General features: G+C 69.3%; 10 protein-coding genes and 1 pseudogene. 4 read left to right on the plus strand and 7 right to left on the minus strand.

Annotated elements, in window-relative coordinates; all coding sequences use genetic code 11:
* Positions 1-25: 25 nt before the first annotated feature.
* Positions 26-154: pseudogene (locus tag OG747_RS01555) on the minus strand (GNAT family N-acetyltransferase); the annotation flags it as partial.
* A 12-nt stretch (positions 155-166) separates the two neighbouring features.
* Positions 167-376, minus strand: coding sequence for a helix-turn-helix transcriptional regulator (locus OG747_RS01560; protein WP_405877032.1), 210 nt, complete (start codon positions 374-376; stop codon positions 167-169).
* A 502-nt stretch (positions 377-878) separates the two neighbouring features.
* On the opposite strand from OG747_RS01560, the gene OG747_RS01565 reads away from it, so the two are divergent.
* Entirely contained in the window at positions 879-2,384 is a 1,506-nt protein-coding gene (locus tag OG747_RS01565) for an exo-alpha-sialidase (RefSeq protein WP_405877034.1), read from the plus strand.
* Between the two features lie 415 nt (positions 2,385-2,799).
* Here the strand turns inward: OG747_RS01565 and OG747_RS01570 are convergent, their stop codons facing one another.
* On the minus strand, positions 2,800-3,351 hold the full coding sequence (locus OG747_RS01570) for a DUF6544 family protein (RefSeq protein ID WP_405877035.1): 552 nt from the start codon (positions 3,349-3,351) through the stop codon (positions 2,800-2,802).
* Between OG747_RS01570 and OG747_RS01575 the strand changes: the two genes are divergently transcribed.
* On the plus strand, positions 3,350-5,344 hold the full coding sequence (locus OG747_RS01575) for an SMI1/KNR4 family protein (protein WP_405877037.1): 1,995 nt from the start codon (positions 3,350-3,352) through the stop codon (positions 5,342-5,344). The two genes, OG747_RS01570 and OG747_RS01575, sit on opposite strands and share 2 nt — an antisense overlap.
* 422 nt (positions 5,345-5,766) lie before the next feature.
* Here OG747_RS01575 and OG747_RS01580 read toward each other — a convergent pair whose 3' ends face one another.
* The gene (locus OG747_RS01580) at positions 5,767-6,294 is read right to left on the minus strand and encodes a peptidoglycan-binding protein (RefSeq protein WP_405877039.1); all 528 of its coding nucleotides are present in this window, start codon (positions 6,292-6,294) and stop codon (positions 5,767-5,769) included.
* 216 nt (positions 6,295-6,510) lie between these two features.
* Here OG747_RS01580 and OG747_RS01585 point away from each other — a divergent pair, with 216 nt between their 5' ends.
* Positions 6,511-7,749 carry a sensor histidine kinase gene (locus OG747_RS01585; RefSeq protein ID WP_405877041.1) on the plus strand — a complete coding sequence of 413 codons (1,239 nt, stop codon included), beginning with the start codon at positions 6,511-6,513 and terminating at the stop codon, positions 7,747-7,749.
* Positions 7,750-7,754: 5 nt separating this feature from the next.
* The gene (locus OG747_RS01590; protein WP_405877043.1) at positions 7,755-8,438 is read left to right on the plus strand and encodes a response regulator; all 684 of its coding nucleotides are present in this window, start codon (positions 7,755-7,757) and stop codon (positions 8,436-8,438) included.
* Between the two features lie 113 nt (positions 8,439-8,551).
* Here OG747_RS01590 and OG747_RS01595 read toward each other — a convergent pair whose 3' ends face one another.
* The 3 genes from OG747_RS01595 to OG747_RS01605 all read right to left on the minus strand — a co-directional run bounded on the left by OG747_RS01595 (position 8,552) and on the right by OG747_RS01605 (position 14,270).
* Complete coding sequence (locus OG747_RS01595) at positions 8,552-11,422, minus strand: glycosyl hydrolase family 95 catalytic domain-containing protein (protein ID WP_405877045.1); 2,871 nt, start codon at positions 11,420-11,422, stop codon at positions 8,552-8,554.
* A gap of 200 nt (positions 11,423-11,622) precedes the next feature.
* The gene (locus OG747_RS01600; RefSeq protein WP_405877047.1) at positions 11,623-12,570 is read right to left on the minus strand and encodes an ROK family protein; all 948 of its coding nucleotides are present in this window, start codon (positions 12,568-12,570) and stop codon (positions 11,623-11,625) included.
* The gene (locus tag OG747_RS01605) at positions 12,567-14,270 is read right to left on the minus strand and encodes a class I mannose-6-phosphate isomerase (RefSeq protein WP_405877049.1); all 1,704 of its coding nucleotides are present in this window, start codon (positions 14,268-14,270) and stop codon (positions 12,567-12,569) included. The genes OG747_RS01600 and OG747_RS01605 overlap by 4 nt, the downstream gene beginning before the upstream one ends.
* Between the last annotated feature and the right edge of the window lie 4 nt (positions 14,271-14,274).

A 14,274-nucleotide genomic window follows, 5' to 3' on the forward strand; every position in this document is an offset into this window, starting at 1 on the left:
CGGTCCTGAAGCCGGACGACGAGTACCACACGCCGAACCACCGCTGAGCGCCGTACTCCTCGAACCGCTCCACCTCTGTGAACCCCGGCTTCACCGCGAGGCGCACCGAGGGGTCGTTGACGGTTTAGGTGCACAGCACCACCGGCTCGTCGGGAGTCGACCACGATCAGCCCTGGGCTTCCCGCCGGTACATGACGCGGCCGCGAGGGCCCATGCGGAAGCTCGGCGGGCCCTGCCGTCGGTGGCGCCAGACGTAGAGGGCCTGCGGCGAGAGGCCGAGGTACGCGGCCGCGTCCTTGACGTTGAGGAACGCGGCGCGTATGGCGGTCTCAGAAGTGGGTGCGGGTGAAGAGGCAAGCAGCGGTCGTGCAGGCATGGAGGGTTTTCTGCGGGTGCGGGCGGGGGCGGGCCCGGGCGGGCAAAGTCGACGTGGATATCGCCGTCTTTCAGCGAACGGCGCTGCCGATTTCAGGAAAGCCGCAGACGGGGGGTGCCGGGTTGTTGATCGTCACGGGCTCGCAGGTTCCTCGGTAGCGGTCAGGGACGTGGGGGGCGGCCGTGCCCAATCCGCGGACGGGTGAGTTCCAGAGCACGAGGAACGGGATGACCAGGGCCGCGGTGATGAGCGTGAGGGTGGGGCGCAGGCACGATGTCCCCTTGCGCCATTTCCTGCGGGTGCGGGAGCCTTGAACCTCCCTTGATTGACGTGGTCATGCCCATCTCGGGATATTGGTGAGCGTCCTTGCGCACGTCCTGCTCGGTGTTCGGTTCGGCCGGATTTACCTGCCCCAACCTCCCGTACGTGTGCCGGGTTTGATCCGTCGTCACCGCATAGTGCGCCATGCCAGACGTGTCCCGTCTCAGAAAGGGAACGGACCATGTCCCTGTCGTCCCTACTTCTGCGCCTGGCTAGACCCGGCCTGGTGACGGTGGCCCTGGCCGCCGGCGCGCTGGTCGTATCGACCGGCAGCGCCACCGCCGCACCCGCACTCACCCAGATCAGCGCCGATCCGTACACCAACTCCAGTAGCCAGCACGCCACCGAGCTTGAGCCGGACACCTTCTCCTACGGCTCTACCATCGTCTCCGCCTTCCAGGTCGGCCGGTTCTCCGACGGCGGTTCCTCCAACGTCGGCTTCTCCACCTCCACCGACGGCGGTGCCACCTGGACCAAGGGATTCCTGCCAGGCATCACCACCTATGGTGGCGGCTCGTATGCACGGGTCAGCGACCCGTCGGTGGCCTACGACGCCAAGCACAACGTCTGGCTGATCTCCACCATCCCGATCACCTCGTCCGTGGCCGTGCCCGCCGTCTTCACCAGCCGCTCCACCGACGGCGGACTCACCTGGAGCAATCCGGTGACCACCGCGACCGGCTCCAGCCTCGACAAGAACTGGATCGCCTGCGACAACACCTCGACCAGCGTCTATTACGGCAACTGCTACACCGAGTACGACAACAACGGCGATGGCGACCGCCTCAAGATGACCACGTCGAGCGACGGCGGAGCCACCTGGGGCACGCCGAAGAACACCGGCAACAGCGCCACCGGCCTCGGCGGCCAGCCCGTCGTGCAGCCCAACGGCACCGTGATCGTGCCCGCCTCCAACGCCTCAGAGACGTCGATCCTCGCCTTCCGGTCCACCAACGGCGGCAGTTCCTGGACGTCGACCACGACCGTCGCCACCGTCAGCTCGTACACCGTGAGCGGTTCCCTGCGCAGCGGTCCGCTGCCCTCGGCCGAGATCGACGCGGCGGGCAAGGTCTACGTGGTCTGGCAGGACTGCCGCTTCCGGGCCAGCGGGAGTTCTTGCACCTCGAACGACATCGTGATGTCCACGACCACCAACGGAACCACCTGGTCGTCGGTGGCCCGCATCCCGATCGACGCCACGACCAGCACCGTCGACCACTTCATCCCCGGCCTCGCGGTCGACCCGGGGACATCGGGCAGCGCCGCGCACCTGGCACTGGCGTACTACTACCACCCGGTCGCCAACTGCACCGCTACCACCTGCCAGTTGGACGTCGGGTACGTCTCGTCCACCGACGGCGGCACCACCTGGACGGCACCGACCCAGCTGGCCGGGCCGATGACGCACTCCTGGCTGGCCAGTACCACGCAGGGGACCATGGTCGGCGACTACATCTCGACCTCCTTCTCCGGCGGGACTGCCCACCCCGTCTTCGCGCTGGCCTCCGCGCCCAGCGGATCGGTCTTCAACGAGGCCATGTACACCCCGGCATCGGGACTCGCTGCCGCGGCGGGCACGGCGGCCGTCACCACTGCCACGGCCCGGCAGAACGCCTTCTCGGTCTACCTGGCCGCGGTCAACTACGCGCAGTGGCTGGCGGAAGGGGGCGGCGAGGACAGCCCCTGACGGCAGCCGTCGGGGCCTGACCGGCACCGCACCCCGGCCGGGCCCCAACCTGACGCACGACGCCCTTGAGGTCTGCTGCTGGTGTGTAGACCACGTCGGGGATGACAGGCCGGTAGTGCACCGGATCGGCGCCGGGCAGTCCGCCCGGTTCCGACTGGTTCCAGCGTGAGGCCGTCGAGACCCTGTCCTCACCTGCCGTTCTCGCCCTGCTCGCCGAGGACGGAAGAACCCGACGCGTCCGCGCTGATGCCAGTCGCCGACTCCGTCAGCGACACCACCGCGACTGACTTGATCCACAGGTCTTGACTATTCCTCTCACGTGTTCCGTCGAACGGGCGGTGGCCTTCAGCTCCGTAACCGTGAGCAAAGGAGCCGTAGGGGAGGGTCACATGACTCGCAGCGTCAGGCATGGGGCTCAGACTCGATGGCCGGGTGGGATGTTGCAGGCCAGGCTGTCCGGCAGGAATCGGCCCTCTATATAGGGGAACGGGCCATCGGGCAGGTCCCAGAGTGCCTGTGCCGGGCCGGGCAGCGGTCGCCGTCCCGGGGCGGTGTCCCACCGCGTCACCGGTGTCCGCCAGCGTGCCAGAGTCAGGCCGCCCGGCAGCGTGGCGTACCGGTCGGCGTGGAAGTCGACGGGCGCGCCGCGCTCGTCGAGAAACACCCGTGCGGTCACGGCATGCCCGGCGTCGGTCAGGGTCGGACTGCCCCGGGACGCCTGCACGGGCGAGCAGCAGATGGTGATCCTCGCCCGTGCACTGGGGCACGCCTGCTTCGGGACGGAGGGAGAGGCGCCCACAGCCTTGGGATCGCCTTCACCGACGTGGAGTTCGCCGACTTCTCCATCGACCGAACAGGGCGCGAGCACGCCGGCACAGCCTGCCGGGCCGGTCGCGTACGAGAGGGTCCCGTTGGCCGCAGCAAGCAGCGGAGCGCTGTCAGTGGTGGGTGGCAGCATCGGGCGCATGACGGACACCACGGCATTCGACTGGCGGCCCTTCCTGCTCAGGTGGAGCGGGGAGTGGGCAGATTCCCTGCCGGACGGCGAGACGCGGGGCGAGGACGACGAGGCCGCGCGACGGGCGCGGTGGCTGGGGTTTCCACCCGCTTCGGAGGAGCGGATCGCGGCCATGGAGGAGCGTCTCGGCCGACGGATGCCCCCGTCGTACCGGGAGTTCCTCAAGGTCAGCGACGGGTGGCGGCACGCGGGCGGTTTCGTGTGGCTGCTGGCGGGGACCGAGGACGCGCGCTGGCACAGCAACGAGTCGGGACTCGCGGACATGTTCGAAGAGTACCTGGACGAGGATGCCGGGCCCGAGGAGCGGCGGGAGGCGGACATCTGGCGGCGCGGGCTGCAGCTCGACGTGGAGTCCGACATCACCCACGTCCTCATGGATCCCGAGGACGTGGACGAGGACGGCGAGTGGGCCGTCTACACGTGGGCGAGCTGGCGGGCCGCGCCGCCCGAGCGGCACGCGAACTTCCTTGAGTTCATGCGGGACATGTACCGGGAGTTCCACAGCCTTCGGGCGCACCGGAGCGACGGGGAGCCGGTGTTCGCCAACGACACGACGCGAAAGCTCGACGCCCTGGTGGAGGAGGCCCGGCTGGAGGCGCTGCGCGGCGGCTGGGAACGGGCCGGGAAGGCGCTGGACGAGGCCAAGGAGTACGGCAGACCGCGGGCCGCCGGGCTGGGCGACCAGATACGCCGCCTGCTCGGACAGACCTACATGGTGTACTTCGACGGACTGGCGACGGACCCGCAGTACGCTCCCGAGCTGCTGCCATCGCTGGTCGCCGAGCACGCGGCGCACTCGTACCGGGACGACTCCACGCTGACGTTCCATCTGCGGGGCGCCGACGACGACCTGGTGTCACTGGCTTACGCGACGCTGGATCAGGTGAGGAACGGCACGTACCGGTACACGGCGGCCGGACCGTTCGGGGAAGCGGTCGAGCGGGCGCGAGAGCTGGCGCGGTGGGGAGAAACCGACGGGGCATGGCGGACGCTGAGGAACGCTCTGCCCCTGTGGGAGCCGCTGGGACCAGACCACCTGGCGCCACTGGGGTGGGTGGCCGACCCCGTGCTCGGGCCGCTGCTGACCCCGGAGCGGGGCCGCGAGCTGCTGTCCACTCCAAGGGGCGGGCAGGCCGGCGAGGCACCGAGGCCGACGGCCGGGCTCGACCCGAGCGACCCGGCGTGGCTCGCGGAGCCGGACCCGGGCAACAACCGCACGTCCTACCGGTTCGTCCTGGTGGAGGGGGTGGAGCCGGAGGAGTTGCCCGGACGTCTCGCGGATGGGGACGGCACCGTGCTGAACGAACCCATGACCCTCTGGGAGGCGCGCCACAGGTCGCTGCACAGCCAGAGGGAGTTCTCGTCCTACGACGACAGGGCTCTCATGGCGGTCGGCCGGGCCGGCACCGGTTGGAGCTTCGCCTTCGACGGCGATCCCGCCCCGTTCGACCGGCGGCGGTTCGTCTCCCCGGCCGCCGCCGCCAGCGAGGGCACCCGTGCGGTGGTGGTGTGGAGCGGTCTGAGGACATGGCGCGGGGAGCCGTTCTTCCACCTTTCGGTGGCGCGAGACGGTGCCGAGCAGTACGCATGCACGTACGTGGACGGGGAGATCCGGCAGAGCGGGGAGATACCGCGGGCGCTGGATCCGAGCCGGTTCTTCGGCGCCCTGGAGGACGGGGCCGAGGTGGAACGGTCGCTGCTGGAAGCGGTGGCCGGGGAGTTCGGTGCGTCTCTGCCGCGTCATGCCATCGTGAACGGGCGGCTGCACACATTCATCACCCGTTCATGGACGCGGCCGCCGAGGGACGGCGAGACGTACGCGGTGATCCGCATGCACCGGGCAGCCGCGCGCCCGGCGGACGCGAGAGGACGGGCCGGGAAGCAGGTAGAGACCGGCCAGGCTGCGCAAATTCTCAATGTGGTGAGAGTCGAGAGCACGTAGCCCTGGGATGTCGGAGGACGAACTCCCGGGGCTTCGTCGTAGCCCCTTGCGCAACGAAGCCCCGCCCCGGCGGAGCTTCGTCGTCTCACACACGTCTCACGGACGGTACGGACCCTCCGGGACTACGCAGTCCTCACCTGCAACTTCGCTCAGTGCTCCTTGGGCCGGGGCCTCTGCGATGAGGCCGAGCAGCACGAGGTACCGGCCGCCGTCATGGCCGACCTGCAGGTCGGCCCGGAATCCTGAATGTGCCCTCTGAGATGGTCGCACTGGCGCCGACGACGCCGAGCGGAAAGTACTGACGGCGGTGGGTGCCGCGACGAAGGGCGGGTCGGCGGCCACACTCAGCCGCTGACCCGCCCGTCTTCCCCCGTACCCCCGTGCGTCCCCCGTGGCCCCCTGGTTCCCCGTGTCCTGGCGGCTCAGCCGCAGGCGGACGCGGAGTTGTAGTAGGCGGTCCTGTAGCCGACGCTGGTCTTCACCCGGATCTGGTAACGGTAACCGACCACCTTGAACCACACGTCGTGCTTGGAGCCGTGGTAGTGGTCAACGTAGGTGCTGTTACTCGAGATGGAGTCCAACTTCAGCTTGTTGTCCGCCTTCGAGAACGTCTTGTTGCCGACGATCCCGTCGTTGGCGAGGCCGTTCGCCGACTGCCATGCCTTGGTGGCGTTCCTCGTGGTCGGCCCGAACCGGCAGTCGATCTGGGATGCCTTCGTCAGCTTGCCGTCGGCCCAGAGCACGGCCTGCCACAGGGCGGTCGCGTTGCTGTGTGCGTGAGAACTCGTGCTGAGGTTGCCCTCACCGGCCCAGTCGGTGGTGATGGCCCCCGTGCCCGCAGAGATGTACCCCTGCGAGGTGTTCGCCGATGCCGACGTCGTCTCCGCAGCCACCCCGCCCGCGATGGCGAGAGCCATGACCGCGGCGGCAGCGCTCTTTCGTGCAGACATGATTCGTGTCCCTCCCGGAGCCGATCCCCCGATGGCCGGCCCTCGTTGCTGTCCCTGAGAAGTTACGAGGCCGGCGGTGCGCCGGTCGTCCCGTGGCGGGTTGAGGTTTGGCCGTGACCGCGGCAGTACGACACCGGTTCCTGCAACTTCCGTGGTACGCACGGCGAATACCGTCGTTGGACGACGCGGCTTCCGGGTCGGGCTTACGCTGCGCCGATGCGGAACATGCGATGGGCGCGCGTACGCCTGCCCCCGCCGGCGCTGGACGCGGCGCTGGCGCTGGCGTTCGCCGCGGTGAGCCTGCTGCTGGGGCAGAAGCCGCCGCCGCTCGCCGGCTGGCATGGGCTGAACGCGTACGGCGATGTGCTGACGCTCCTGGTCAACCTGCCGATCGCCGCCCGCAGCCGGACCCCGGTAACCGTCATCGTCTTCGTATCCGGGATGTGGGCGGTGTTCGTCGACGCGGGATACTGGCCGGTCGTGAACTGCCTGGCCCCGCTGCTGGCGCTCTACACCGTGGCGTCGCTGCGGTCGCTGCGCGTTGCGGTCGGCTGTGCGCTGATCATGAGTTCCGTGTGGTGGTACGCAGGAGCGACCGCACGAGAGACCTCGATGGTGACGTACGTCGCCCAGAGCATACTGTTCTCCGCAGTCATGATCCGCTTCGGCGTCGCCGCCCGCGTCTCGGCCAAACGCGCCGATCAACTGGCAGCCATGGCGGAGCGGTTGCGTGCCGAGCAGGAAGACCGGGCCCGCCGGGCTGTTGTCGAGGAGCAGGGACGGATAGCCCGGGAGCTGCACGACGTGGTGGCGCATCACATGTCGGTGATCTCCGTGCAGGCGGGCATGGCCGGTTACGTCTTCACGTCCGACCCGGCCACCGCGCGTGGTGCGTTGCGGACCATCACGGCCACCACCCGCGAGGCGCTCCAGGAGATGCGCCGGATGCTCAAGGTGCTGAGGGCGGACGCGGACGAGCCGGACGGCGGCTCGGCGTCGTACGACCCGATGCCGTCGGTCGCGGCGCTGGGGGAGATGGTCGAACGCATCCGGGGCGCGGGCGTCGACGTGGACCTGCGGATCACCGGCGAACCGCGACCGCTCGCGCCGGGCGTGGGCCTGTGCGCGTACCGCGTCGTGCAGGAAGCGCTGACGAATGTGCTGAAGCACACGAGCCCCGCCGCCCGGGCCACGGTGCTGGTCGACTACCTGCCGCACCACTTGGCGGTGAGCGTCACGGACGACGGCAGCTCTCCGGATCCGGCCACACCGGCGGGCGCGACGACCGGAATCCAGCCGACCGGCGGCCACGGCTTGATAGGAATGCGAGAGCGGGCCAGGCTCTACGGCGGGACCGTGACCATCGGCCCGCGGGCGGAGGGCGGATTCGGCGTGCACCTCACCTTGCCGACATCGGCCCGTGAGGTCCGGGACGTACAGCGGAGGGAAGACTGACGCGGATGATCAGGGTGCTCGTCGTCGACGACCAATTCCTCATCCGCGCAGGCTTGGTGGCCCTGCTCCGCGCCGCCCCCGGCATCGAGGTGGTCGGCGAGGCGACCGACGGGGAATCGGCCGTCGAGGCGGCGGCCTCCGTCCGGCCCGACGTGATCCTCATGGACATCCGGATGCCCGGCACCGACGGCATCTCTGCCACCGAGCGCATCCTGACCGCCGCCTCCGCCGCCCCGGACGGCGCCGAGCCGCCCCGGATCCTCGTACTGACCACCTTCGACCTCGACCAGTACGTGTACGAGGCACTGCGCGCCGGCGCCTCCGGCTTCCTGCTCAAGGACGCCGGCCCCGAACGCCTACTGGCCGCCGTCGCGGCCGTCGCGGGAGGTGACATGCTCTTCGCCCCGAGCGTCACCCGCCGCCTGATCGAGGCTTACTTTCACGCCTCCGGCCCAGTCCCGGACGCTCCGGCGGACCTGGAGGTGCTCACCGCCCGGGAACGTGAGGTGCTGAAGCTCATCGCGACGGGCATGTCCAACCCCGAGATCGCCGACCGCCTCTTCATCAGCGAGGCCACCGTGAAGACCCACTTCAACCGCACGATGACCAAGCTCGATCTCGGGAGCCGCGCCCAGGCGGTGGTGCTGGCGTACGAGTGCGGCCTGGTGATCCCCGGAAGCCCTCAGTAGGGTCGGGCCTCGGTGTTTCACTCTCGTCCGGCGAAGGCCGCGCGGACCGGCCCCGAGGCCCGGACCCGGTTGACCGGCGGCGGGTTGCAGCCGGCCAACCGGGTTCTACGGCATCAGTCGATGCTCACGTCGTCGATGTAGCCGCGGTAGCCGCCGGTGGCGCCGGGTCGGTCGTAGCCGAGGAGGATCTTGCTGACCGCCTGCCCCGCCTTGACCGTGCCGAGGTTCACTGTGACGTGGTTCCACTCATCCAGCTTGAGGTGGCCGCACTGCTCGGCCGGATGGATGTCGGTGCCGGACTGGTCGGTGGCGCCGGAGTCCCGCAGGTTGCTGCCGTCGGTGAAGATCATGTCGATGGCGACGCAGGTACTGTCGTCGGAGCCGGCTGCCACCCACGGAGTGGTGGCGTCGGACTGCGGGAAGATCCAGTAACTCAGCGTCGTGTCGCCGCGGACGGTGAGCGGCGAGCCGTTGAAGCCGTAGACCTGCATGTACGCGTGGTCGTAGGACCCGCCGTTGGCGTAGCCCGAGTACATCAGCGAAGCGTCGCCTGTGTGGGCCCGTTCGCCGGTGCGCAGGGCTGCCTGGGGGCCCGAGAGTCCGCAGCACAGGCCGGTGACGCCGTAGTTGCCCGCGCCCTTGGCGTCGACGGTGTCGACGGTGTCGGTCCAGGTCGGCTGGGTCTGTCCGGCTTCGAAGCTCGTGGAGAACGAATCGGTGGTCGAGGGCTTGGCCGGCTGGGCCAGCTCGGTGCGGATGGTGGCCAGGCTGGTTCCGGGCGGGGCGAGGTCGATCGTCTCACCGACGGAGGTGTTCAGCCTGATCTTGGTGCCCGAGAGGGTTCCCGTGCGGACGCCGTTGGCGTAGTACTCGATGGACCGGCCGGGCCACGGGTTGGTGAACGTGAGATTCCCGCCGGACTGGCTGGTGATCCGGACGTATTCGACGGCGTTGTTCCGGATGCTGCTGGAGACCAGGAAGTTGCCGTAGGCGAGCAGGCCGCCGAACTTGGCGTTCGAGTCGGCGGGCCAGTTCGGGAAGACCTTGATGTCGTGCTGGAACGACTGCAGGAGCATCTCGTCGAGTCCCGAGGTGGTGACGTTGAGGTTCTCGACGCCGCCGCCGTAGTGGTGCACCGCCATGTTCGGGTAGGAGTGGTCGGTGGCCTCGGCGTGCAGTTCGTCCATCAGCGTGCTGGGGTTGTAGCCGACCATCGCCGCGGCGGCGTACAAGGTGGCCGGGGAGTTGTCGCTGTGCCAGTTGTCGAGCTGCGTGATGGTGTTCTGCGCGGTCTGGAGCAGGTCTGCCGGGCTGTTCAGCCCGACCTGCAGGCTGGGGTAGACGGCCTGAATGGCGACGTCGTTGCCGTCGCCGGCCCAGCCGGCGCCTTCGGAGGTCTGCCTGAAGACGGTCTGTCCGTTTCTCGTCATCGTGGGCAGCGGCGCGAGCTTGCTGTCGATGCGCTGCCAGGCGGGGATGAGTGAGTGGTTGACGCCCAGGTCCCTGCTCATGTCGATGAGGCCCTGGAACAGCAGGTGTACCAGGCCGAGCGAGAGGATGCTGTTGGTCTGCGGGTAGACGCCGCCCTCCTGCGGCGCGTCGTTGTGGATGTTGTACGTGCCGGTGGCCTCGTCCCAGGTCAGGTAGTCCTGCCAGAACAGCCCGACCTGTTCGAGGTAGGGAAGGACCTTGCGCGCGTAGGAGGCGCTGTGCGAGTACTCGTATTCCATGACCATGTCGCTGGCCAGGTTCACGGCGTCGGACTTCTGGTTGTACAGGTCATCGGCGGCGCTGGTGCCGTTGGGTGAGATGCCCACGGGGTAGAGCACACCCTTGTAGCCGTAGGCCGCGGCCTTCGCCTTGCCCCTGGGCATCCAGTCCAGAACGGGGTCGTCATAGGAGCCCATCTGGGCTATGTGGTTGGTCGACAGTGCCGCGTAGAACGCCGCTTCGTAGTTGTAGTTGGCGTGATAGTCGCCGTACCAGTTCATGTCCCCGGTGATCCAGTTGCCCCACAGGCCCGGGGCGTACTTCCCGGCACGCGAGACCGAGCCGAGCAGGTAGAGCGAGCCGTACCAGCTCTTCTCGACGGCTTGGTCGGGGATCTGGACGAACGACCGGGACCAGTAGTTCCGCCACCAGGATTCGTGTGCGGCGTGCAGCTCCGCCAGCGAGCCGCCGGTCAGCGAGGAAGCCATGTGGTGGGCGGCAAACTCGTAGCGGGACGTGTCGTGGCTGCTCTTTATCGCCGCGGCGACGGTGTAGGTCACGCCGGGTTCGAGGGTCAGACTGATCCGGTTGCCCGACAGACTCGCGGATCTGCCCAGTACGGTCGCCGCGATACGAGCGTGGGGGTTCCCGGGGGCGGAGGTGGTGCCGGCCTGCACGTCGGCGTCGAGCACGCCACCGCCGGCCGAGGTGGTCGGGGTTTTGCCGAGACCGTCCTGCAGGGTGATGGTCGCTGCCTGCGAGCGCGAACCGGACAGGCGCAGGGTGGTGACGAACAGGTTCTCGGTCGCCGAGACCCAGCTCGTGGACGCGAGCTCCTCGCCGCCGAGGTTGTAGGTGCCCTCGACCTGTGCCTGGGCGATGTTCTGCACGGCGTGGTAGCCGGCGCCGGCCAGGCCCGGAACGGACAGCACGATCCGGCCGAGCGGTTCGATGCCGTTGGTGGCGGTGGAGAAGAAGTCGTTCTTGCCGAGATAGAACGTCTGGTCGTCGATCGAGCCGCCGACCGCGACGCCGACGTCGCCGTTGCCCATCAGCGGGGCGTCGACGGTCTCGCCGTTCGACAAGGTGGTGGGCGGGGAACTCCATTCACCCTGGAACTGCGCCACCGTGCGCAGAGCCTGAGTCGAGGTGGGATCGCTGACGGTCTGTGCGGCGGCGGGCGAGCCGCCTTGAACGGCAGTCAGACCGATGGCCACGAGGGTCGAGGCCATCAGGGTACTGACGCGCCGCCGGTAGCGGAGCTGGGATCTCACTGCGGTGTGACCTTTCGTCTCATCCGGTGGTGTGCTGCCCCGCCCTTGTGTGAGCGGGCGTTTCAGGGCGGCCTGGTACGGCCGCGCGGTCGGGGCGCCGGGTGCCCTGAGGTCCAGGCGGTGACCCGGTCCTTGTCCAGGCCGGTGCAGCCGGTGCAGCTCGGATCGGCTGCCGGACATCCGCCGCCGAGGGCCCGTACTCACGGAGTCGGCCGTCGAGAACCATGCGTCTCGGTCGTCGCGACCGCAGCCGTGGCCAGGTACGCCGCGCCGAGCAGTGGAGCCTCGGCCGGGTGCTGCACCGCTGTGACGACGATGCCTGCGGTGCCGACCGGATCGGTTTCGGCGATTCCCGCTCGCAGTGGTCCGGCCATCAGATCCCATGCCCCCGCGATGGAACCGCCGACGACGAGAACCGTCGGTTCGAATGCCGCGAGCAGCGGGCCGAGTACTCTTCCCAGGGCCCTGAACGTCTCGGCGAAGACGCGGGCGGCGGCGCGGTCCCCCTGTCGCGCTCGCTGTGCCATCTCCCGGACATCGGGCGGCGCTTCGCCCGTGGCCTGTGCGTAGGTTCGCCGGAGGGCTCGTCTGGACACCGTCTCCTCCAGGGGCCGCTCCGCGTACCGCAGGGCGTGGAGCCGCCCTTCAGGGGGGACTCCGGGCCCGTGCCGCAGGATGCGGCCGTCGCGCAGGAAGCAGGAGCCCACACCGGTTCCGAGGGTGATCCCGACAACGGAGCGGTGTCCACGCGCCGCCCCGGCCCACCATTCACCGAGCACGAAAGCGTCCGCGTCGTTGCAGAAGCTGATGCGGGCGGCGTCGGGCAGCGACGCCGTCAGAGCGGCTCGGAGATCGAAGCCACGCAGCGCGTCGAACTTGCCTACCCCTTCGTACCATCCGATGCCGCGTTCGTAGTCGAAGGGGCCGGGCAGTGCGACAGCCCACCGGGTTGCGCTCTGCGCGGGCAGGCGAGCGGCGCACCGGACGAGGGCCGACAGGATCTCTTCGGCACTGCCGTCGCCGTCCAGTGGCTCACGGAACGATCGGCCGGACCGGAGGCTGCGGGTCTCGACGTCCACACTCGCCGCGGTCACGTGTGTGCCGCCGACGTCCATCACCGATACGACGGTCCCGTTGCCCGGGTTCATCGCACCAGTGCCTTGACGTAGCGGACCGGGCCCGTGCCCAGGGCCCGCACCCGGTAGGCACCGACGGAGGCGGGCACGGTCAGCGTCTCGGCGTAGGCCAGCACGTAGCGGTGTCCGCCGCTTGTCTCAATCTGGATCCCGTCGCCCTCCACGACGTTGATGACGTGGAACCGGTGGTCCGTGTCGTCGTCCACAGCGGCGACCGCGTCCAGTTCGAGGCGTCGGACCTCGAAGAACATCTCCGGGAGGCGGCCGATGACGTCCTCGCGCCAGCGGTCGCCCGAGCGCAGGGTCCGCGGTTTCTGGACCAGGTCCCTTGCCACGGCCTCCCCCGACCGGGCGGGGTCGAGATTCTCGAACGCGTGGCCGACGTGGACGGGCCGTTGCCTGCCTTCACGGTCTTTGCGCAGCCAGTCGTAGAAGCGGAGGCTGTACAGGTAGGGCGTCGCGCTGATTTCGAGTACGACGTTGCCCTCGCCGCTGCCGTGCGGGGTGCCGCCCGGGATGAGGAAGAGCTGGTGCCGGTCGGCGGGGAAGGTCTGGACGTGGCGTTCGATGTCGAACGGCACGCCGTCGTGGACCGCTCGGTCCGCCTCGCTTCGGAAAGCCTCCAGGTCGGCGTCCTGGCGCAGGCCCAGAAACACCTGCCGGTCGGGCCCGCCGACCATCATGTAGTAGGTCTCGTGCTGGGTGTAGGGCCAGCCGAAGACCCGTTGCATGTAGTCCGACTGCGGGTGGCAGTGGACGGACAGGTTTCCGCCGCCGACGGTGTCGAGGTAGTCGAAGCGGATCGGGAACGATGTGCCGAACGTCGCGTGCACAGGCCCCCCGAGGACCTCCTCGGGGTGCAGAGCGACCAGTGCCTGCAACGGGACCTCGACGCGCGCGCCGTCCGGGGTGCCGACGAGGATTCCGCTCTCCGGCGCGATGAGCTCGTAGCCCAGGGCGGTGTTGGCTGCCGTGGGATTGAAGCCGAGCTGCTTCTGGGCCCAGTGGCCGCCCCAGGAGGTGGTGTTGAAGGTGGGTCGGGTGCGGAAGGGCCGGGCGGCCAGATCGGCGAGGGCGTCGCGCAGCGCGGGTCCTTCCAGCCAGGCCGGAGCCTGGGGGTCCTGGGTGTCCAGCCACAGGTCGAGGTCGGCGACGAGGGTGTCGCGGTGCCGGTCCAGGACGGGCCAGTCGATGTAGAACAGGCGGCGGGTCGTCCCCGGTCCGGTGTCGGCCGGCTGCCCCAGATTGCGGCCCGACCCGCCGGTGATCGCGGCCTCGGCATACCGCTTGGGCAGGTCCGCGTACCAGAGCGTGTCGTGCGTGACCAGTGCCGCCCCCGGGCCGAAGACGACGGTGACGGCGCTCACAGCGGCCTCGGGCTGCGGCAGCTCGGTGAAGAAGTCGGCCAGGCCGGCCCGGGACAACGGGGCGAAGTCCGGGTCGTCCTCCAGCACCGCGGACGCGGTGAGGGCGAGGATGTCCGGCCACGCGGCGAAGTGCTCGCGGATGTCGATCTGCTTCGCCGTGATGTCGCGGGCGGCCAGCGCGTCGCAGATCTCGGCGGAGACCGTCTCCCAGTCGACAGCCATGGGGCCGTCGACGGCGAGGACCAGCCCTGGCGCGATGCCGGCGACCGCGTTGCGGTATCCGACACCGACCTCTCCTGTGATGCTGTGGCAGGGTCCGGCTTCGTAGCCACGAACGGGCGACATGGCG

The sequence above is a fragment of the Streptomyces sp. NBC_01384 genome (assembly GCF_045040035.1).
Classification (GTDB): Bacteria; Actinomycetota; Actinomycetes; order Streptomycetales; family Streptomycetaceae; genus Streptomyces.

Coding starts and splice junctions, on each gene's coding strand:
- OG747_RS01560 (WP_405877032.1), bottom strand. CDS start 376: ATGCCTGCACGACCGCTGCTTGCCTCTTCACCCGCACCCACTTCTGAG.
- OG747_RS01580 (WP_405877039.1), bottom strand. CDS start 6,294: ATGTCTGCACGAAAGAGCGCTGCCGCCGCGGTCATGGCTCTCGCCATC.
- OG747_RS01570 (WP_405877035.1), bottom strand. CDS start 3,351: ATGCGCCCGATGCTGCCACCCACCACTGACAGCGCTCCGCTGCTTGCT.
- OG747_RS01585 (WP_405877041.1), top strand. CDS start 6,511: ATGCGGAACATGCGATGGGCGCGCGTACGCCTGCCCCCGCCGGCGCTG.
- OG747_RS01600 (WP_405877047.1), bottom strand. CDS start 12,570: ATGAACCCGGGCAACGGGACCGTCGTATCGGTGATGGACGTCGGCGGC.
- OG747_RS01590 (WP_405877043.1), top strand. CDS start 7,755: ATGATCAGGGTGCTCGTCGTCGACGACCAATTCCTCATCCGCGCAGGC.
- OG747_RS01575 (WP_405877037.1), top strand. CDS start 3,350: ATGACGGACACCACGGCATTCGACTGGCGGCCCTTCCTGCTCAGGTGG.
- OG747_RS01565 (WP_405877034.1), top strand. CDS start 879: ATGTCCCTGTCGTCCCTACTTCTGCGCCTGGCTAGACCCGGCCTGGTG.
- OG747_RS01605 (WP_405877049.1), bottom strand. CDS start 14,270: ATGTCGCCCGTTCGTGGCTACGAAGCCGGACCCTGCCACAGCATCACA.